14 protein-coding genes are annotated in these 20739 nt (G+C 52.1%); 7 read left to right on the forward strand and 7 right to left on the reverse strand.

What is annotated here, in order from left to right; translation table 11 throughout:
- The first annotated feature begins 7 nt into the window (after positions 1-7).
- From LBJ36_05250 to LBJ36_05275, 6 genes are all read left to right on the forward strand, one after another.
- The gene (locus LBJ36_05250) at positions 8-3010 is read left to right on the forward strand and encodes an FAD-dependent oxidoreductase (protein ID MDR1378439.1); all 3003 of its coding nucleotides are present in this window, start codon (positions 8-10) and stop codon (positions 3008-3010) included.
- A 358-nt stretch (positions 3011-3368) separates the two neighbouring features.
- Positions 3369-4991 carry a sulfite exporter TauE/SafE family protein gene (locus tag LBJ36_05255; GenBank protein ID MDR1378440.1) on the forward strand — a complete coding sequence of 541 codons (1623 nt, stop codon included), beginning with the start codon at positions 3369-3371 and terminating at the stop codon, positions 4989-4991.
- A gap of 34 nt (positions 4992-5025) precedes the next feature.
- Positions 5026-5187, forward strand: coding sequence for a hypothetical protein (locus LBJ36_05260; protein ID MDR1378441.1), 162 nt, complete (start codon positions 5026-5028; stop codon positions 5185-5187).
- 49 nt (positions 5188-5236) lie between these two features.
- Entirely contained in the window at positions 5237-5695 is a 459-nt protein-coding gene (locus tag LBJ36_05265; GenBank protein MDR1378442.1) for a DUF2318 domain-containing protein, read from the forward strand.
- 48 nt (positions 5696-5743) lie between these two features.
- On the forward strand, positions 5744-8230 hold the full coding sequence (locus LBJ36_05270) for a heavy metal translocating P-type ATPase (GenBank protein ID MDR1378443.1): 2487 nt from the start codon (positions 5744-5746) through the stop codon (positions 8228-8230).
- A gap of 26 nt (positions 8231-8256) precedes the next feature.
- Positions 8257-8991, forward strand: coding sequence for a hypothetical protein (locus LBJ36_05275; GenBank protein ID MDR1378444.1), 735 nt, complete (start codon positions 8257-8259; stop codon positions 8989-8991).
- Positions 8992-9120: 129 nt separating this feature from the next.
- Here the strand turns inward: LBJ36_05275 and LBJ36_05280 are convergent, their stop codons facing one another.
- The 5 genes from LBJ36_05280 to LBJ36_05300 form a co-directional block, all read right to left on the reverse strand.
- A complete protein-coding gene (locus LBJ36_05280; protein MDR1378445.1) occupies positions 9121-9567 on the reverse strand; it encodes a helix-turn-helix transcriptional regulator in 447 nt (148 codons plus the stop codon).
- A 330-nt stretch (positions 9568-9897) separates the two neighbouring features.
- Positions 9898-11445, reverse strand: coding sequence for a site-specific DNA-methyltransferase (locus tag LBJ36_05285; GenBank protein ID MDR1378446.1), 1548 nt, complete (start codon positions 11443-11445; stop codon positions 9898-9900).
- A gap of 14 nt (positions 11446-11459) precedes the next feature.
- Positions 11460-12398 (reverse strand): hypothetical protein, encoded by a 939-nt coding sequence (locus LBJ36_05290; GenBank protein MDR1378447.1) that lies wholly within the window; start codon positions 12396-12398, stop codon positions 11460-11462.
- A gap of 232 nt (positions 12399-12630) precedes the next feature.
- Positions 12631-13227, reverse strand: coding sequence for a glycerol-3-phosphate 1-O-acyltransferase PlsY (gene plsY / locus LBJ36_05295; GenBank protein ID MDR1378448.1), 597 nt, complete (start codon positions 13225-13227; stop codon positions 12631-12633).
- A 222-nt stretch (positions 13228-13449) separates the two neighbouring features.
- Positions 13450-14547: a RelA/SpoT domain-containing protein gene (locus tag LBJ36_05300; protein MDR1378449.1), complete on the reverse strand. Its 1098-nt coding sequence runs from the start codon at positions 14545-14547 to the stop codon at positions 13450-13452.
- A 389-nt stretch (positions 14548-14936) separates the two neighbouring features.
- On the opposite strand from LBJ36_05300, the gene LBJ36_05305 reads away from it, so the two are divergent.
- The gene (locus LBJ36_05305) at positions 14937-16550 is read left to right on the forward strand and encodes a hypothetical protein (GenBank protein MDR1378450.1); all 1614 of its coding nucleotides are present in this window, start codon (positions 14937-14939) and stop codon (positions 16548-16550) included.
- An 87-nt stretch (positions 16551-16637) separates the two neighbouring features.
- Here LBJ36_05305 and LBJ36_05310 read toward each other — a convergent pair whose 3' ends face one another.
- Both LBJ36_05310 and LBJ36_05315 read right to left on the reverse strand, forming a co-directional pair.
- Positions 16638-17540 (reverse strand): peptidylprolyl isomerase, encoded by a 903-nt coding sequence (locus LBJ36_05310; GenBank protein MDR1378451.1) that lies wholly within the window; start codon positions 17538-17540, stop codon positions 16638-16640.
- Positions 17541-17569: 29 nt separating this feature from the next.
- Complete coding sequence (locus tag LBJ36_05315; protein ID MDR1378452.1) at positions 17570-20539, reverse strand: molybdopterin-dependent oxidoreductase; 2970 nt, start codon at positions 20537-20539, stop codon at positions 17570-17572.
- Positions 20540-20739 lie beyond the last annotated feature (200 nt).

A 20739-nucleotide genomic window follows, 5' to 3' on the forward strand; every position in this document is an offset into this window, starting at 1 on the left:
AGAGACGATGAACAGAATCGATAGAACGGTAAAAGTCACCATCGACGGGAAAGATGTCTATGGGTATCCGGGACAGAAGGTGTTGGAGCTGTGCGGCGAGGCGGGTATAGAGATCCCGACGCTCTGTTATGACCCCCATCTGTCCGTCCACGGCGGTTGCTCCGTCTGTTTGGTGGAGATTGAGGGCGCGCGCGCTCTAATGCGCGCCTGCACTAACGCCATTGCTCCGGATATGGTGGTCCGCACGGGTACGAACCGTGTATTGGCGGCCCGCCGTCTGGCCCTGGAATTGATGTTGTCCGACCATGTAGGAGATTGTCGCCCGCCCTGCAACCTGGCCTGCCCGGCTCAGGGGAAGGTTCAGTCCTATGTCAACCTAACAGCCCAGGGAAAGTTTCGAGAGGCTCTGGACGAGCTACACGATCACATCACGATGCCCGCCTCCATCGGGCGTGTTTGCCCCGCTCCATGCCAGACGAAATGCCGCAGAAACTTCGTGGACGAGACGGTCTCCATCCGGGAGATCAAGCGTTTCGTGGCGGACTGGGCCCGAGAGCAAGGCTCCCTAGGCGACGTTCTCAAAGTTGCTGAGAACGGAAAAAGCATAGCCGTCGTGGGAGGTGGACCCGCTGGGCTTTCTTTCGCCTACTTTGCGCGGCGTTTAGGCTACAGCGTGACGGTCTACGAGAAAGAACAGGCCCTGGGAGGCATGATGCGTTACGGGATTCCGGATTATCGCTTGCCTCCGTCGGTGGTGGAAGAGGAAGCGCGGTGGATTCTGGATCACGGCGTGAGAGTTGAGACGGGAAAAGCTCTGGGGAAGGACGTGACCTTGTCCGGCCTGCGCTCCCGTTATGACGCTGTTGTGCTGGCTATGGGATGCTGGAAGTCCTCCTCCATGCGAGTGAAAGGCGAGGATTTGCCCGGCGTCGTGGGGGGCATTGACTTCCTCTATACGGTCAACACCCATGACCCGATGAAGATTGGCAGCCGCGTGGCCGTCGTGGGTGGGGGTAATACTGCTATGGACGCCTGCCGCAGCGCTCGGCGTCTTGGGGCGGAAAAAGTCTACGTGGTCTATCGCCGCACCCGGGAGGAAATGCCCGCTGAGGATGTGGAAATCCGCGAGGCCACGGAAGAAGGCGTGGAGTTCGTCTATCTGGCGGCCCCAAAATCCATCGAGGGCGCGGGGAAGGTCGAACGCTTGGTGTGCGAGCGCATGAAGCTGGGGGAACCCGACGCCTCTGGCCGGCGCAGCCCCGTCCCCACGGGGGAGGAGTTTGTCCTCAATGTGGACAACGTTATCGCCGCCATCGGACAAGGGGTGGATTTTGCCGACGTGCCCGCGGAACTCCACGACGGACGCCGCATGAAGGTGGACGAGCACTACGCCACTCCTCTGCCCGGAGTGTTCGTTTGCGGCGATCAGCAGACCGGGGCGAAAATTGCCATTGAGGCCATCGGTAACGGACATTGGTGCGCGGAGTCCGTGGACCGATATTTCAAGCTCGGAGCGCCGAAAAAGCCTTTCGTGTACGACGTAACTAACCCCGATCTGGGACCGAAGGATTTCACTCATGTGGAGAAAATCCCCCAAAACCACCCTCGGGAGGAACCGGCGGAGACGCGTTTAAAGGCCCCAGACGTCGAGTATAACTACGGCTTCACGCGGGAACAGGCGCTTTGCGAGTCCACCCGTTGCATGGAGTGCGGCTGTCCCGACGTTCACGAGTGCAAGCTGAGAGAGTACGCCATAAATCTGGAAGTTCACCCCGAGAGGGTTGCCGGGGCTCACATCGCCAAACAAGAGGCTGTCAACCGCTACTACGTCCGCAACATGGATAAGTGTATCCTCTGCGGGCGTTGTGTCCGGGTTTGCGACGAGGTGGCCGGAGTTCACGCCATTGATTTCGCCAAACGCGGGTTCGAGTCGATTCTGTCTCCACAGTTCTACAAGGACATGGAGCATTCCGACTGCACGTTCTGCGGCTTGTGCGCCCAGCTTTGCCCCGTGGGGGCGTTATTGGAGCGGCGAGTGGAGCGTCTGCCTCACCAGGACACGTTGACGACGGTGAAAACCACCTGTCCTCATTGCCCTCTGGGTTGTGAATTGGCGCTAAATATGGACAAAGAACGCACACGCATTGCCCGAATCGCCACGGACATGGACGCGGTGAACACCCCCAATCGAGGTTTAACCTGCCTGCGCGGTCGTTACCATTTCCAAGACGTGGCGAAAGACAGACTGACGGAACCCAGGATCGGAACGAAGACTATCGATTGGATTCAAGGGATAGAAAAATTGTCGGAGATTTTGAAAGGCAAAGTAGCGATATTTCTTGGGTCATCCCTGACGGATCAGGAAATCGCGGCTGTCAAGTCGGTTATAGAATTCCAACAAGAAGCTATTGTCGCGGCAAAAGACTTTGCCCAAGAACCGGGAGCGATTTCTGAGCTTCTGGCCTCCTTCGAGACGGAGACGCTAAGGGGCAAGGCGAAACCGGACGTGGCCGCTTTGGTGCAGAAGATGACGGTTTTGTCCAAGGCGATAGAGTTTAATACCCAACTGGCGGCCTGCGCCGAAAATCTGAAGAGCCTTTACGGATTGGGGGCCAACGTGGCCGGGCTTCTCGCCTCTGGCTTGATCCCTCAAGGGGCGAGCGCGGCAGCCCACGCGGTCCAAGCAATTAAAGACGACGCGGTGAGCGCGGCGCTTTTCGTGGATTGCTCGCCTCTTGACTTTGGCCTTTCCGGGAGTGATGGGAAGGGTGTGAAAAGAGTGCTCTTGACTTCCCATCTCTGTGGAAACCCCCGTGAAAGCGATTTGAGTCTGCCTATCACGGCTTGGGCGGAGCGGGAAGGCACCTATACGGGCTTGTTCGGCGGCGCGAAGTTGGCGGCGCACATGGGTCCTCTTCCACCTAATGGCGTGCGGAATCTGCGCTGGATTTTTGCCGAGGCCCTTCGCGCTTTGGGTCTGGAGATAGCGGCCTCCGAGATGGCCGTATAACCGCCTCATAAATTTCGTTGAGCGCGTGGCGCGGGATTCGGTGAAAGCCGACTTCCGCGCCGTAATTTTTTCGACGATCAGGGCATCGGAAAAACTTCTTGGATACTTCGATTCGGAAAAACTTCTTGGATACTTCGATGCCGCGAGATTCGTTCCGCGTGATAAGAGTCTACACAAACTCTACAAAAGTTTTTGATACTATCTCCACCGCGGAGGAAAGAATGGCGGAGGAAAGAATGAAAGAATGTCTGTTCATGACTTCTCCAGGCAGAGTTTCAGAGTTTGTGTTTAAGATTACATTTAAATAAGATTATATTTAATAAGATTATATTTAAATTTGAAAGGAACTGTTTGGAATATGCCGCAGAATTTGAAAACGAAAACTCTTCACGTCGCCAATATGACCTGTGTGAGCTGCGAAAGCCGAATCGAGCGAAAACTGAAGAGCGTGGAAGGAGTCGCGGACGTCAAAGCGAGCTTCGCTCAGAGCAACGTCCAGGTGACTTACGACACGGATAAAGTCGGGATGGAAACAATCGAACGGCATATCGAAGCACTGGAGTACCGCGTCGTGAAGCCGGAAAACTCAAAAGAGCACGCGCCCAAAACGGACCTTCTGAAAGTCCTATGGGTCATGATCGCCCTCTACGAACTCTATACTCTCTTCGACCGGTTCGGCCTCCTCGACGTCTTCTACGCGTTCCCGGAGGCAAAGGCGGAGATGGGGTACGGAATGTTGTTCCTGATCGGGGTTCTCACCTCGGTCCACTGCGTCGCCATGTGCGGTGGCATTAATCTCTCACAATCCTTCGCCCCTCGGTCTCCCCTGCCGCGCGCTCTAGAGGAAACACTAGGAGCGCGGTTGGCGGCGCTCCAATCCGGCGCGCTCTATAACCTGGGCCGGGTTGTTTCCTATACGTTTCTGGGGGGGGTCGTGGGGGCACTGGGGTCAGCCGTCAGCTTTTCTGGAAACGCGCGGGGCTGGGTGCAGCTCGTGGTCGGGGTCTTCATGGTCGTCATGGGCCTCAACATGCTGAACGTCTTCCCCTGGCTTCGGAAGCTAAACCCTCGTCTGCCGAAATTTTTCGCGGACAAAATCCACAGCGGCGACCGCAAACGCGCGCCCCTTTACGTGGGGTTGCTCAATGGCCTAATGCCCTGCGGTCCCCTTCAATCTATGCAATTGTACGCCCTTTCCACGGGCAATTTTACCGAGGGCGCGCTTTCCATGTTCCTTTTCAGCCTGGGAACCCTCCCTCTCATGTTGGGTCTGAGCGTCCTGAGTTCCCTTTTGAGCAAAAAATTCACCCACGGAATGATAACCGTGGGCGCTACCCTGGTGGTGGTCCTAGGCGTCGCCATGTTCGGAAACGGAATGAATCTGTCGGGTCTGTCCCTGCCAGGTTTTGCCCCCAGCGCCGCACAGGCGACCCGCGCTCAAGTCGAAGGAGACGTTCAGGTCGTCAGGACCGAGTTGGCATCGGGACGCTATGAGCCCATCGCCGTTCAAGTCGGTATTCCCGTCCGTTGGATCATTCACGCGGAACCCGATACCCTCAACGGGTGCAACAACCGGATCATCATCCCCGAATACGGAAAAATGCAGAAAACCCTCGAAGCCGGTGACAACGTTCTGGAGTTCACCCCCACTCGGAGCGGGTCCTTTGTCTACACGTGTTGGATGGGAATGATTCGGGGTAGAATCACGGTTCTCGATGAGGCGGGCAATGGTGATTTCGACGACGGAATTCTTGCCGTCGAATTGCCGCCAGACGTCCTGACCGACATCGCCGCTGCCACCTCGGAGGATTTCGACATCTTCGAGCTGCTCGACGCCGCAAACGAAAGCGACAAAGTCGAGGAGAATGCCCAGTACTCCAGCTTCGTCATGGCAAATAGGAGATCCTGTTGTACCACCGGTCCCGTCACGTTAGTGACCAGAGGGGCACGTCGCGTTCAAACCCAGCGCAGTTGTCACTGATTTTTAAAATGTCATATGAGAGAGGTGAAAGAACATGGAGTTTTTGTCGAGTCACTGGCACTGCGTATTGCCGCTCATCGGCCTCGTGGCGTATCTGTTGTGCGCGAGGCGAGATGCCAGCGCAAAGGCACAAAAGGAAGGCCAAAAAGAAGATAAAGAAGATGAAGATAAAGAAGATAAAGAAGATCAGGAATAGAAACGTACAGATTACATGAAACAGATTACACGAAAAGGAGCGGATTATAATGATCATGATTCGGAAAGGATGTCAAAGGGCGATAATGGCGGCGGCGGTGGTTTTGCTCATGAGTTTTTTGGGACACGCGGGTGAGCTGGAAAACGGGGACCTGTTCATCCCTGCTGAGGAGGTTACGGAGACGGCGAAATTTTATCCGATCAACGTGGACGGCACAAACATAGAAATTTTCGCGGTCAGGGCCCTTGATGGCACCATCCGCACGGCTTTCAATACCTGTCAGGTCTGTTATGGATCCGGTAGGGGCTACTACAAACAGCAGGGCAACTTTTTGGTGTGCCAGAACTGCGGCAATCGCTTTGGAACCTCTGATATCGAGGTGGTTCACGGTGGATGCAACCCCGTCCCCATCACCGAGAAATACAAAACCACCGATGAAAAGGGCGTCACCATCCCCAGAGAGTTTTTGGTCCGGGCAAAGGCCATTTTCACCAACTGGAAACGATAAACGGGGGAATAGGGCCTCATACTTCACAAACGGGAAAGGAAGTTTAGCATGACAAAACAAACCGTAGCGATCGGCGGCATGACTTGCGCCGCCTGCGCAAAACGAATCGAACGAGCGGTCGGCAAACTCCAGGGTATCGCCAGCGCCACCGTCAACTTCGCCACGGAAAAGCTGTCAGTGGAGTTCGACGAGCAACAATTGAAAATAGGAGATATCGAACAAAAAATCGTGGACACGGGTTATAACGTCTTAAAGGAAAGCGCTAAAAATAGCGCGACAATCCCCATCGGCGGCATGACTTACGCCGCCTGCGCGAAACGTATTGAAAAAGCGGTGGGCAAGGTGGAGGGGGTACTCTCCGTGTCGGTGAACCTCGCCACGGAGAAGGCCACAGTTTCCTATGACCCGCGACTGGCAAAACTCTCCGCCATACGGAGCGCCATCGAGGGGGCCGGATATCAGGCCTTGGAGTTGGAAAAAAGCGGCGCGGTGGACGAAGATAAGTTGAGAAAAGAGAGGGAGATCCGCACGTTAAAGAGAAAGTTCATCGTCGCCGCCGTGTTTGGCGCGCCTCTTCTTTATCTAGCTATGACCTCTATGATTTGGTGGCTGTGGTGGCTCCCCTACCCCAAGCTCCTTAGGCCGATGCAATATCCCCTGAATTACGTGATCGTGCAGATCGTCCTCACCCTCCCTATTCTCATCGTGGGGCGCAATTTCTACACCGTGGGGTTCAGGACCTTTTTCCAGGGCAGCCCCAACATGGATTCCCTCATCGCCGTCGGAACGTCGGCCGCGGTGCTGTATAGCTTTTACTCCAGCTACGAGATTGTCACCGGCAACTTCGGGGCGGTGGAGAACCTGTACTACGAATCCGCGGGGGTCATCATCACGCTGATCCTTCTGGGTAAAACTCTCGAAGCCATTTCCAAAGGAAAAACCTCAGAGGCCATCAAGAAGCTGATGGGACTCGCGCCCAAAACCGCCACCGTGATCCAGAACGGAAAAGAAACCGAGATCCCCATTGATGAGGTGGAGATCGGCCACGTGATCCTGGTCAGGCCCGGCGGAAAAATCCCCGTGGACGGGGTCATCACGGAGGGGCACTCTGCCGTGGACGAATCGATGCTTACAGGGGAGAGCATCCCCCTGGACAAGAAACCGGGAGATAAGGTGTACGCCGCCACCCTCAACAAAAACGGCGTGATCTGCTTTGAGGCCACCAAGGTGGGGAGCGATACGGCCTTGGCGCAGATTATCAAGCTGGTGGAGGACGCCCAGGGCTCCAAAGCCCCCATCGCGCAAATGGCTGACGTGGTTTCCGGGGTTTTTGTTCCCGTTGTGTGCGTCCTAGCCGTCGCCGCAGCCGTAGCCTGGTACGTGTACACCCAGAACGCCAGTTTCGCGCTGACCATCTTCATCTCCGTCCTCATCATCGCCTGCCCCTGCGCCCTGGGGCTTGCCACCCCCACCGCCATCATGGTGGGAACGGGCAAGGGCGCGGAGTACGGCATTCTCTTCAAAAGCGGAGAGGCGCTGGAGACCACCCATAAAATCGACACCATCGTTTTCGACAAGACTGGGACAATTACGGAGGGCAACCCCGAAGTCACGGATGTCGTCGCGGCTCAGGGGATGGAGCGCGACCGGTTACTTCAGTTGGCGGCCTCCGCCGAAAAAGGTTCTGAACACCCCTTGGGCGAGGCTATTGTCCGAAAGGCCGAAACAGAAAATCTGGAGTTTCTTCGGGCGGAAAAATTCCAAGCTCTCACCGGCCTGGGGATCGAGGCCGACATTGAAGGGTCCCACCTCTACGCGGGGAACCGGAAGCTGATGACTGAGCGGGACATCTCTCTGGGCGATCTGGAAACCGAGTCCGACCGCCTGGCGGAGGAGGGGAAAACCCCCATGTACGTGGTTCTGGACGGTCAACTCGCGGGGATCGTGGCCGTGGCGGACGTGGTGAAGAAAAGCAGTGCGGACGCTATCCGGGTTTTGCGCGACATGGGCCTCGGCGTGGCGATGATCACCGGCGACAACCTTAAAACCGCCAGCGCTATTGCCAGGCAGGTGGGTATCGACAGGGTTCTGGCGGAGGTTTTGCCCCAGGACAAATCCAATGAGGTGAAGAAGCTCCAGGCGGAGGGCCGCAAAATCGCTATGGTGGGTGACGGGATCAACGATGCCCCCGCGCTGGTCCAAGCGGATATTGGGATAGCTATTGGTTCGGGCACCGATGTTGCAATGGAGTCGGCGGATATCGTCTTGATGAGGAGCGACCTGATGGACGTGCCCACTGCGATCCAACTCAGCAAGAGCACCATCCGCAACATCAAGCAAAACCTGTTCTGGGCTTTCGCGTATAATACAGCGGGCATCCCCATCGCCGCCGGAGTGCTCTATCTTTTCGGCGGCCCTCTGCTCAACCCGATTCTGGCCGCAGCGGCTATGTCGCTCAGCTCGGTCTCCGTTCTCTCCAACGCGCTGAGGCTGAAGCGCTTTAGGCCGCAGCGCGGTAGAGCGTTCCACAGTTAAAAATAAAAATATAGGAGGAACATAGCATGATAAAGAAATTTTTGGTTTTAGTTTTTTTAGTGGGCTTGTTGGCTATGCTGGCCGGAGGTGTGGAAGCGGCATTCTTCAATACGGACATTGTCGGACAGAGCGCAGTCACGTCGTTTTCGGCGATGCTGGAGGCGCTGCCCTCACCAGCGGAGGTCGACGAGGGCAACGAAGTGTGGATACTGACCGCCCCGGACGGTTCCGCGCGCTTCGCCTGGCGGCGGGACGCGGAAGACATTCATGCCCATAACGCGAGTATCCATGACCCTCGTATTTGCGACACCCGTGCTTACGACGCCTATATCTGGTTCGACGCGAAGCCCTTCGTGGACGCCGGGCTGGACCTGAGCAAGCTGCCGGAGGGGCTCGTGTCCGGCGACGAGATCGTGTTGGGAAGAAAGCTGTCTCTGGAGCCCTTGGTCTACGAAAGAGAGGTAACGCCCGCCGCGTCTTTCGAGCAGATCGTGAAGCTCGACCGGGATTCCATCGGCTATCACGCGGCGCTGGACCACTACGGCATCACCTTCTCCGAGGGCACTCTTTTCGAGTGGGCCAAGGACGTGAGCAAGAATGACAAAGATATCGTGTTTGTCCTCAACCCGGATATTTTTCTTGAAGCTGGAGCCGACCCGTCCAAGGTGGAAGGTTGGACCTTTGCCAAGGTTCCGGTAGAGGATGCCCGTGGCAGAAAAATCGAAGCTGATAAATTTTTAAAGCCCTTTAACTTAAAGTGATTTAACTTAAAGTGACTTGAGGCAAAGCGGCTCAAAAGTTATCGAAGTACTCCGTCCATTCAGGAGACTGCCTATTGGAAGCACTCTTGAAGGGACGGATTTTAAGGGTACGCACACGAAAAACCTTCTTCAAAAATTGCCATGCAGCCGCTTAGACTTGATGGCGTCGTTGGCGTAACCTAATGCTAATTTCAGATGGATTGCCAGAAATTTCCAATCCTTATCCGTCAAATCCTTGGATTCTTTGACGAAACTGCGCAGGTACAGCCCGAACTGAGGATCGCTTTCCATCGTCTTCAAAACGAAGGTCTTTGCTTCGTTGTCTAAACCCTGCACCAGACGTTCACTCGTCTCCACACCTAGAAGCTCGCGAACGTCGCAGCCCAGAGCCTCGGCCACGGCTAACAGAGCCTCCGCGCTAGGTCCTTTGGTGCGGGATTCGACCCGGCTTACGTTCGCTTGGGTCCAACCTAATTTGTTTGCCAGGTCTTCTTGCTTCAAACCCAGGGCACGGCGTTTGGCTTTGATGTTCGCGCCTATCGACTGTCCCGCCGAACTACCCATTGAATTGTCCATTTGAATTATCCATTTGAATTATCCATTCAAGTCAAGACGCTCCCTCAGTGTCGTAAATTAAATATAGTAATACCATTATATGAATTTTTCGCATAATCACAAGAGGAAAGAAGCAACAAATACGCGTCTCTAACCAAAATCGAATAGCTCCTGAAAAGTATTTGTATCATTGCTGTATCTCTGGATTGAATACGAGAGAGGCAAGCTGATACTTGCTGCTGCGTCCACGCGCGTCTCACCGTCCTTTGCGGGTAAGATGAAATCTATTAAATCTCTCGGCGGGCATCAATGAAGGAGGCGGATATCCTGGAGTCTCAACGTATTCTCAAATCATTTTTCCCAAATAGTTATGCTTTTCCTTAAGGGAACCCGGCCGAACTTTGCCATTTGTTGACTGCTATTACCCTTTTGTTGTTTAAGTGTATAGATTTTAATTGGCCTGAAGCCAATACGTTCGGCTATTGCAGTCGATAAAAAATCAACAGGAATAACTTCACCCGCGTATCTTACATTATCGTTCACGAATGCTACCTGTGCCCCCTTTCTACATATTCTGAACAACTCGTAGAAGATAAAGGTCAATTCTTCAAAATATCCTTTGACCATAGGCAGAACACCTTTATTGTTAATGTCGCCGCGCTCGTTTCTTTTCGTGAGCGCATAAAGAACTTCGTTCAGAACCTCGTTAGAGTTGATGATTGACATTATCTCGTCATAATCATATTGTTTGCCGATTGAGCGATAGTATTCGGAAAGAAACTCTATTTTAGGCTTGCTTTCTACCGTGCAAGAAAGCAAGTCTTGCCGTATCTTCCTAATCTCTATTTCGCCAACTCCAAGATAAGCTAATTCCAAAGCGTAGATACGCGTATAGTCGTAACGGTTACAGTAAGGGGGCGAAGTAATAACCCCGTGGATTGTATTATTATCCAATCGGGGTAATTCGAGAAGCGAGCTTCCTTGTGTGAACGAGATCTTTGCTTTGCTTAAAAGCGGCGACGAATTATTTTGAAGATAGTGAACATCGTCTATCGCTTGTTTTAGTTGTTCAATGATTGCGTCTTTCAATTGGGGCAATTCGCCTTTATTCAGAATAATCTTGAAAGGAGGTCTGCCTGCCGCTTGTCGGGTGATATTCGCTTCGATGATTTTAGTTGAACGCTCATCCCATCTTAAATATTGCCCGTCCTTGGCAGTAAAACTAACATGTTCTAAAGAGTTTAGCACACACAAGATACCGAGGGTTTTCGCATGTTCGGAAAAATGCGAGTCGTTAATGGCGTCAGTAAAAAAAGCAATATCCATTTCGGTTTCAATAGCATACGCATTTTTTGTAACGTAGACAGAGTTTACTCTTTTATTATAGCCGGAAGGTCTTTTTATTGAGATAATATAATGCAAGAAACTTGAGAGTTCGCGTAAATCGTAGTTTGCCACATTTGCCTTAGCTTTAATAGCTATGTTTAACATCGGCATAATATCAAAGCCAATGCTATTTATGCCGCGCATCTGTGCTACTAACGACGTAGTGCCAGAACCCAAAAATGGGTCGAGTATCGTATCTCCTTGCTTGATGCCCATCTCGTCCAAGAGCTGTTCCACCAAGTCGGCGGAAAATCCTTCTTTATATTTCAGCCAACGATGAAGACAATCTTTTTTACTCATCTGATAACTGACAGATTGACGGTTGAAGTCACTAGTTATTTGAGTTAGGGGGAGGAATTTTCGCTCCAATGATTGGCGTTCTGCTTCGGGGCATAGCCCTTCCGCGGAAAATTGATTGATACTCCACTTTCCGTTATTTGAGGCGATAGCATCGCTATCGGAAAATCTGTCTATGTTAAACAGACGTAGTTGCTTCGTTGTAGGGGCAGGCATAATCGTGACTCCTTTTATAAAAAAAGTAACCATTTGCAGTATTCGTATATTTGTTCCGTCTTAGTAAGATTTGCCGCATATGACAGCGTTTCGTCTTGAAGTTGAGTAAATATTTCCGAAGCCATACTTTGTTCGATTGCCGCTCCAATAAAAGAAGTCAGCAAACTGTTTCTTCGGTTTGAAAATGAAGCTCTAATACGGTTTAGAGCTGTGTTTGCAGTTTTCCAATGCTCATCAGCGCCAGCAGGATCAATGCCGCCTTTTAATTCTCCAAACATAATTGGAGCGTTTGCATTTGTTACTATCCTACCAAGTGCGTATTCTTCCGTTGAACACGAAAATAGGCACAGATCAATGTTCTTGCTGACAACTGGAATAGTGAGATTGAAAGCAAACGTGCGAAACCCGCTGAGATTTCTCCAAGAAATCGCTTTCATCTTGTTTTCAATCTCATAATCATCTTTCGGTTTTGTTTTCCATATTTTACTCCCACTGGAAAGCCACTTGTAATCCATATCGTTCAACGACATGACAGATAACAATGAACGTATCAGCTTTTGCTGTGCCAACGCACCTATTACATTACGCATACTACCACCCAAAGTATCGCCTTTGATAAGCAAGTAGCGATACACTACTTCATCAATAAAGTCATCTCCCGCCGGTTCGAGAAAATTCTTTATCAAGGCGTTTATCGCGTTGTCTTTGTCGGCTTCGGTGAAATAACGCAATGACTTATCCGATAACCCCGAAGCCGTTAATAATGGCTCGCGGATTTCTGCAATCGTAAGTAACGCGGCAGGTGTTCTGGCTTTTGAAGCAAAATACCGAAACGCTTTCGCGCTTTCAATAAACGATTTAGAACGCCTGTTTTTCTCCAGAGCAAATTCTATGAATCCAGTTCTCGTTTCCTGCCATGAGGTAATGAGGTCGTTTGCAGTATTAATAAGCATATTCTAAATTCTCCCACAAATTTGGAGCTATCCAATGCCCATACAGTCGACTTAGGCCCACAATATTAGGGCACCACAATGAGCGCCACGATATTAGATAGAGGCGCTTTTTACTGTGCTAACTTTATAAGCAGACAACTAACCAACAGACGAAGCGATCAACGCGATTCGCTTCGTTTCTTCATCAGACCTTTCTTCATCAGACCTTTTACTTTAATTCACTACAAAACGCTCAGACCTTGTTTTCGCGCCCCTGACTCAGGCGCGTGATGTTCTCGCTGTGGCGGTAGAGAGCGAAAACGGCCAGGGCGAACGAAACCAAAATAAAAGGAACGGGAACGTCCAGCATCCAGAAAAATACGGGCAAGGCCAACAAGGAGATGATCGACGCTAGGGATACGTAACGCGTCGTTGTCATGACGGCGTACCAAATCGCCCCGCTCATCAGTGTGACGGCGAAAGATTCGTAGGGTTGTAAGAAAAACACCACGCCGTAAGTTGTCGACACACCCTTGCCTCCTTTAAACTTTAGCCAAAGGGGATAGTTATGGCCCATCACCGCGGCGAATCCGGCCAAGGAGAGAAGCGTGGGGGACATGGTCGCCGTGGTCGCCGTGACAAGAAGAGCCAAAGAACCTTTCAGCATATCGACAATGGACACAAAAACGGCCCATCCATGCCCCATAACGCGCCGCACGTTTGTGGCCCCGATGCTTCCCGATCCGACTTTGCGAATATCCACGCCCTTTATCAACCGTACTACAAGATACCCTGTCGGGATAGACCCGATGAAATAGGAAACGGTCATCCAAAGTATTGCACTCCTCATAATGCACCCCTCCTGAAATGGTCGGATCGAATCGAAAATCATTACCCACCAACAAGCAATAGTTCTAAAACAAGTAATAGTTCTAATTGAAATGTCGCGGAAAAGCGACGTCTCCATTTTACTATAACGCGACGCATAAAAAAGGAGAGCCTAAGCTCCCCTCTTCGATTGCGCACTACGCTCTCGACTTCACATTCTCTCACAATCTCTAAAGCGGGTGGCTTAATGCTCTAAACCGCTGATGCGGTCGGAGCCGCGCTTGATCTCCAACTGCACGAGATCTTTCCCTTTCAACACATCCCACTTCAAGTTCAAAACTAAAAGGAACAACGCGGAAAAAGCGTCCACCCGCCACGCACCGCTTTCTTTTTCAAAAGCTCCATGAATCGCCCGTAACTGCAAAAGCCCACGGTCTTCTTCTTCCAATTCCGCCAGAAATTTCTCCACCTCGGAGATGGTATCGATGCCCGCCGCGCGAAATACCCTGTACAGAAACTGGAAACTTTCCTTGAGGTAGTTGGGAGACGGCACAAAGATCGGGAATCCCGCCTTGATAGCCGTAGAACCCCATTTACTGAGAGTGTTGTCGCTCTCGTTGAAAAATATGTAAAGTTCATCCTCCGAATAAATGCGCTCCGCAGACACCATCCCGTCCCTGGAGATTTCCGGCTCTGAAGTGGGGGGGACCAGAACGGCCACATCTCTCACTTCTTCCCATAACGATAAGAATCCCTCGTCCGCCTCCTCGAGAAGAGCCGCCAATCGAACCAGCTTTCGTTTGAGCTTTTTCTCGGAAACGGAATCCACGTTCATATTAACCCGGGGAGAAATAGTAGCCCATGCCTCCTGCAACACTGTGCGAAGTTCCAGTCGAAAAGAAAGACCCTCATATTTACGCCATTCCCGCAATGACGTCCGGCTCCCCGAAAGAGCCAAGGTGTAGAGTACGGCGGGATAACCAAACCGGAAAGGGTCCTCCAAGCCACTGGAAGGAATGGAGTGTTCGAGATCCACCTCGAACTCTGAGCAAACGATCTCCTCCACTTTGTGAACGTCCTCCGGGAACCGTAAAAGCACCCGCACCGTCACCAAATCCGATATCGAATCGAGTCCTGACGCTTCATTTCCCTCATAATGGGCATTCAGCGACTTCACTAACTCGGCAGGAGCCTTGGCCCAACCGTCGATACTGCATATTTCGATATCCTCCCGCTCTACCAAATCTTGAACCAAATTACGAATACGCGAGGAATACTCCTCGTAAAGCGAGAGCTTTTCTACATAACTGATGCCTAACTCGTCGATCCGGTGCCTGTCCAACGCAATCACCGCCTAAGGATTAAATACACAGATAAAAATAAACCATACACTACCACGCAGTATAACGCAAGAAACAAACCTTGACTAGACGCATAGATTTTTCCACCTTCTTATCGATCACTATAATGATATACTTTACAAAACTTGTTTTGATTTTTCAAGCCCATAAAATTTTTTCTGCAAAAGTTTTTCTCGATTTTCTTTCGACAAACCTTTCATCCATTGCCCACATTGCCCACTCCACCATTGCCCACTCCTGCCCACTCCACTGCGGCAATGAGTATTTATGACCGGCTTACGAGACTACGTGAATTTTCCTCCGCTCGTTTCATCGGGGTTTTTAAGGTTATAATAAAAATATTATTCACTGAGAGGAGTAAGAAGGGAAGATGAGGCATTTCAATATCGCGGGTCCCAATAGAGAATCGGAGAACTTCAGCTTGGATCCATTGAAACGGATAGAGTATCAATCAATCGAAACCCTCATTACTAGAGGGCAAAATTTTTCTGTCTGCTCATCTCGTCAATCCGGAAAAACCACTTTTTTACTGGCTCTCAAAAAAAAGCTCAACCAAGAAGGGAAATACCGCTGCCTTTACTGCAACGTGGAGGCGGCGCAGGTGGCGGGTAACAACACGGAGCGCGGCATAAGATTGGTGTTGAGCCGGATCGCTCAAGAAGTGGAATTTGAATTCCAAGACTTTTGGCCGTATCAGAACTTCGCGTCTATACTGGAACATACGGGAGCGGACGGCGCGTTGGTCACTCTTTTCGAGCGATGGCTATACAAAGAACAACCTCCCAAGCCTCCTATCGTATTGTTATTGGACGGTATCGACCTTTTGCGCGGCGAAACCCTGACCTCCGTCTTGCGGCAACTCCGTACGGGGCAGATCACCAGCCCGCGTTTGTTTCCTCAATCCGTGATTTTGAGCGGCGTTCGAGACGTTCGGGACATCGACATTGATATCGGCAACAACGAGACTCTCCTTGGTAGAAGCGGATCGGATATCCGCGAACGTTCCATTGTCCTTAACAATTTTACCCAGAACGAAATCAAAGAGTTGTGCGAGCAATACACGGCGGAATCGCGGCAGGTTTTTCAAGAAAATGCCTATCCGCGGCTTTTCGCTTTGACTGGAGGACGCCCCTGGTTGGTGAACGCGATCCTTGGCGAGGCGATTTACGAGATGGGGTTCGGCAGGGATGTTTCGAGGCCCATCACCTTCGGCATGATTGACGCAGCAAAAGATCACTTCATCGCCCGGCAGGAAATCTACATGAACCAATTGACAGTAAAGCTCACCCCCCCCAGTGTTCGCGAGACGCTGTTCCCTATTCTGGTCGGAGGCGGATGGAAGAAAAAACCTTCACAAGAAGACCTGGACTACTTGGAAGACCTGGAGCTGATCAAGAGATCCGCCACGGGTTGGGGCATTCCCAATGCCATTTACCGAGAGATTATTCCTAAAGTGATGGGAATGAGCCTGAAAGACGAACTGGTGCACATCGTTGATCGTAACCAATTTCTCAAGCCTGACAGACGGCTCGATTTTCAGAACATTATCCACGTTTACCAGAAGCTTTACTGCGACCATTTTCTGGCGTGGGGACGCCGATACGAGCTGGAGGGCATTTTAGCTCAGATTTTGTTACATACGTTTCTACACTATGTTCTAGGTGACCGCGGGCGCATGGAATGCGACTACGCCCTTTCGACCGGGCGAGTGGATATCAGCGTGGGGTGGGGCTATGCTTTGGAAAGCGGGGAACGACGCGAAGAGCGGTTCGTAGTTGAAATTTGCCTCTTCGACGTTACTAAATCCCACGCGGCCATCGTTCACAACGGAGTTGTCCGAGTGACTTCTTACGCGAAACCGCGCCAAGCTCACGAGGTTTATCTCATCATCCTGGATGAGGACGACAGCAAGACATGGTATGACCGGCTGTTTCAGGAAGAACATACTCACGATGGAATGCTGGTCCACGTGTACGGATTGTAAAAACAGGAAGGGTTCCCCCTTCCTGACTTTCTCTTCCTGACTTTCTGACTGCCTGACTTGATCCAGTTGGTTTTTAGTTATTTTTAGCTATTGAGGCTCCGGCTCCGTGCCGAAGAGTTCCACTTTGTACTCTTTTTTGAGCGTCTCCAATACCTCTTGGTATTTCTGAGTCCTCTTTTCATTGGATAGGTACTGGAGGATCTGCGGTTTTATTTCGTCATAGCTCATCAGCGTAGATGGTTGTTTCTCCTCGATCTTGATAATGTGCCAGCCAAAGGGGCTTTTCACGGGTTCGGAGATATCGCCCGGCTCCTTCAGCGCGAAGGCCGCTTCCTCAAATTCGGGCACCATGTCGCCTCGGGCGAAAAATCCCAAATCTCCGCCTCCCTGGGCCGCGGAAGGATCGATTGAATATTGTACCGCCAACACGTCGAAGGACGTTCCTTTTTTCAGTTCTTCTTGAATCGACGAAACCGTGTCCGCGCTGATCACGTCGTCGCTGACCAAAATATGACGAGCGTGAATCGTATCGGGTGTCATGAACTGATCGGGGTTTTCGTCGTAAAATTTCTTACTTTCCTCGTCCGAGACGATAAAGTCGCTCAAAGACTTATCAATGGCGGCCCGAGCCAAAGCCTGAGTGGTGAAGTTCGCCAGAGCGTTTTGAAATTCGGGTGTTTTATCGAGTCCCTGCTTCTCTCCAGAAAGCGCGAAAAGGCGCATAGTCACCAGTTCGTCCAAGATAGCTTTCCTGCCCTGCTCGTTGTCGTATACCGCGCCTTGAGGTCCCGCCATCTGAATAATCTGATCCACGTCTTTCTCTTTGATTTCGTAATTGTCAACCTTGGCTAAAACCTTATCGGGATTTTTCTCCAGCTGGGGCGCAGCCTCCTGAAGCGTAGTTCCCTGTTCCGCAGGAGCGGCGACCGCGATCGGCGTGGCAAGAATGAACATACCTAAAACAACGCTGCCCCAAAGATTTTTTCTCACAATGAATCAATTCCTTCCAGTAAATTTTCCTAACAAGTTTTCGACTTTGCTTCAGTGCAACTCACTTCAGCTCGGCTCATTTTAGCATAACCGTCGGCCTTCGATAAAGCCACGAGGTTGCTGTGCTGTGGATTCCCTTTGGCGAGGGGCGTCGGGCGCGAGGTGGAGATGGTGTTGACGCAGCCGCGAAGGTCGATTCCCTTTTCGTCCGGCGTGTACCAGCCTCCCTGGGAAATGGCTAGGACGCCGGAAACAATCCGGTCTGTAACATGAGCCTGTATTCGGATGTGGCCTCTGTCGTTCCACACATTCACCCAATCGTTTTCCTGGACGCCGGCCTTCTCGGCATCCTGATGGTTTATCCAGACGCAATGGGGGTCGTAGCGGTCCATGTGGGGATTGTTGTCGTGGGTGGAGTGGGTTCTTCTTTTTGTGTGCCAGCCCATCAACTGAAAAGGATACGTTTCGATTCTGGGGTCTTCTGGCCCCTCGAAGCTGGGGACGTACTTCGGAATGGCCGGAATTTGCAGTGGATCGTTTTTCTCGTGGAGGCGAGGAGAAAAAATTTCGATCTTTCCGCTGGGTGTGGGGAAAGGGTGACGCTCGGGATCGCGGACATTTTCCTCAAAAGCGATGAAATGCGGTTTCTTCCTATAGCGATAGATCCCGTTTTCACGAAACCTCTCGAAATCCGGCATGTCCGGCTCGTTGCCCAGGATGGCGTTGTAACTCTCCTCCAAAAGCTCGCGCACGCTCTTACCGCCGTGGGTGAAGGCGTCGTAATACCCCAGCTTGCGGGCGACGTCTGACAGCCAGTCGTATTCAAACCGGCACTCGAACAAGGGCTCCACCGACTGATTGCAGTACAAGATATAGTCGCCTTCGAGCCACGGGCGGCCGAGGTTTTCGCCCTCGAATAGGGATGTTCCGGGAAGAAGAATGTCGGCGAACTTTGCGCTGGGCGTCAAAAAGAGGTCCGAGCAAACGATAAATTCGCACATTGTGGTGTCGTGGAGTATCCTCGCGCTGCGGTTGACGTTGGAATGTTGGTTGATTAGGGTATCTCCCGCTAAATTGAAGATCATTTTGATATTAGCGTCCAGTTTTCCCACGCCCATCACGCCGTCATGCCGCGCGGTCATCTCCGTTCCCCTTATAATCGCGTCTGTCCATAGGAAGGCGGGTATCTTTCCATTGTAAGGGTTGGGGATCTCCGGAATGGCGGGTTGTCTGTGCAGCCTCATATAGCCGCTGCCGCTGGCCCAACCTCCCGGCACGCCCACATTTCCCGTAAGGCAGGCGAGCAAGGTTCCACCACGGGCTATTTGTTCTCCGTTGCCGTTTCGTTGCGGTCCGTAGCCTTGTATGAGGGCCGCCGGCTTTACGGTGGCGTACTCCCTCGCCAGCCATCGGATCGTCTCCTCGCCGACGCTGGTGATTTTCGACGCCCACAGAGGGGTTTTGGGCGTTCCGCCGTGCTTTCCGAAGACGTAATCCCTGTAGTTTTCGCAGTGTTCCATCCCGGCCGGCATGTGCGCTTCGTCGAAGCCCAAGCAGAACCGGTTCATAAAATACTGATCCTGCAAACCCTCGTCCAAGATGACGTAGGCCATGGCGTCCATCAAAGCGCCGTCCGTGGTGGGCCTGAGCCCGATCCAACGGCTGGCCAGTTCGGAGGCGGTATCACTGAAACGCGGGTCGACCACGATAATAGGGATTCCCTTCTTTTTGGCCTCTCTCAGGTAAAATTTTTGAGAAGACCCGAAAACACTCTCCATAGGGTTGTGCCCCCAGAGAATAATCAGCCGGGAATTGAGCAAGTCCTCCGCGCAGTTTCCCGTTTCGCTGGTACCATAGGTGAAAGGAGTGGCGAAGGTCGTGCAGGCCGTGCTGTAAGAGTTGTATCTGCCCAAGAAACCTCCGTCCAGTGCCAGCAGGTTCTTCGCAAACAGATCTCCCCTGGCCGCGCCAGCCACTCCGGTGGAGTAGTTCACATAGCGCGACTGGGGTCCATAGCGCTTTCCGATGCGCTCGGTCTCTTGCGCGATGGTCTCCGTGGCCTCGTCCCAGGTGACGCGCTTGAATTTGGCCTCGCCCCGTTCCCCGGCGCGTTTTAGGGGGTAACGCAATCGGGCCCCACTCAAAAATGTCTGGTGGTACGACATGCCTCTGATGCATACTTGGATTCCAGGCGGCTTCGTGGCGTCTGGGTGGCGCGATGGATGGATCGCCAGGACACAGTTGTCGGACACGTCGACGGTCAAAGGGCACTTTCCGCCACAGTTGTTGATACCGCAGATGGGAATTTGGAGCTTAGGGGCTTCGCCGCGCGGCTCCTCGGTTCTCTCTTCAGTTCTCAAGAAGCGAAGGCCCATAGGCAGGCCAGCTTCCGTGAGGTCATCCCCCTGGCCCCCCCCAAGAGGCGAAGCGGGTGTGTCGGCGAGCCATTCGTTTCCCGCCATTTTCTCCGCCATCTTCTCCACGGATTCTCGCAGCAAGCGCGCCAAGTCTTTGTAAATGGGGGAGCGGGTTTTTTCCTCCAGGGCGTTGGCGAACTCCACCGCGAAAGGGCGCAGGTGCCGATCAAGGAAAGCGTGGCCCAGGGATTGCGCTTGGTCGCCCTTGCCGCAGAGGTAAGCGAAAAAAGCGCACTCCACGCCGATATGGTCGGAGGGTTGCCTCAACTTTTCGTCGACATGGATGCCGGCCTCCCGATACGAAGCCGCGACGTCGAGGGTTACGCTGTTCGATAACCGTCTGTCCTCTCCACGATAGCAGGATTCCCACAGCTCCAGAGATGGAAAACGGGTCCCGGAGAACAAGGCGTGATATTCTTCCTCATCTTCCTCATTATTTTTCTTATTGAAGGGGTTGGAGAGATTGGAGAGATTGGTGGGGGAGGTGAGAAAACTCCGCGCCAAGAACGCAAAAACAGAATCCGCTTCCGACAGTCGTCTAAAGCGATACCATGAGGGCCTTTCCGTTAAAAACTGGCTCAAGAGCGCACTCCCCTTTCTATATTATCTATAATTATTTATATATTGTTTATATTATCTATATATGGAAATACAGACGCGCAACGACTCGGACAATTCATCCGTAAAGTATGCTATACTTGATTATAGCTTATTTTACCTACAAGTAAGAGAGGCAAGGGAAATAGAATCCGCGGCGCAAACGGAACCACAAGGCTGGGAAG

It is taken from the genome of Synergistaceae bacterium (assembly GCA_031267575.1).
GTDB lineage: Bacteria > Synergistota > Synergistia > Synergistales > Aminobacteriaceae > JAIRYN01.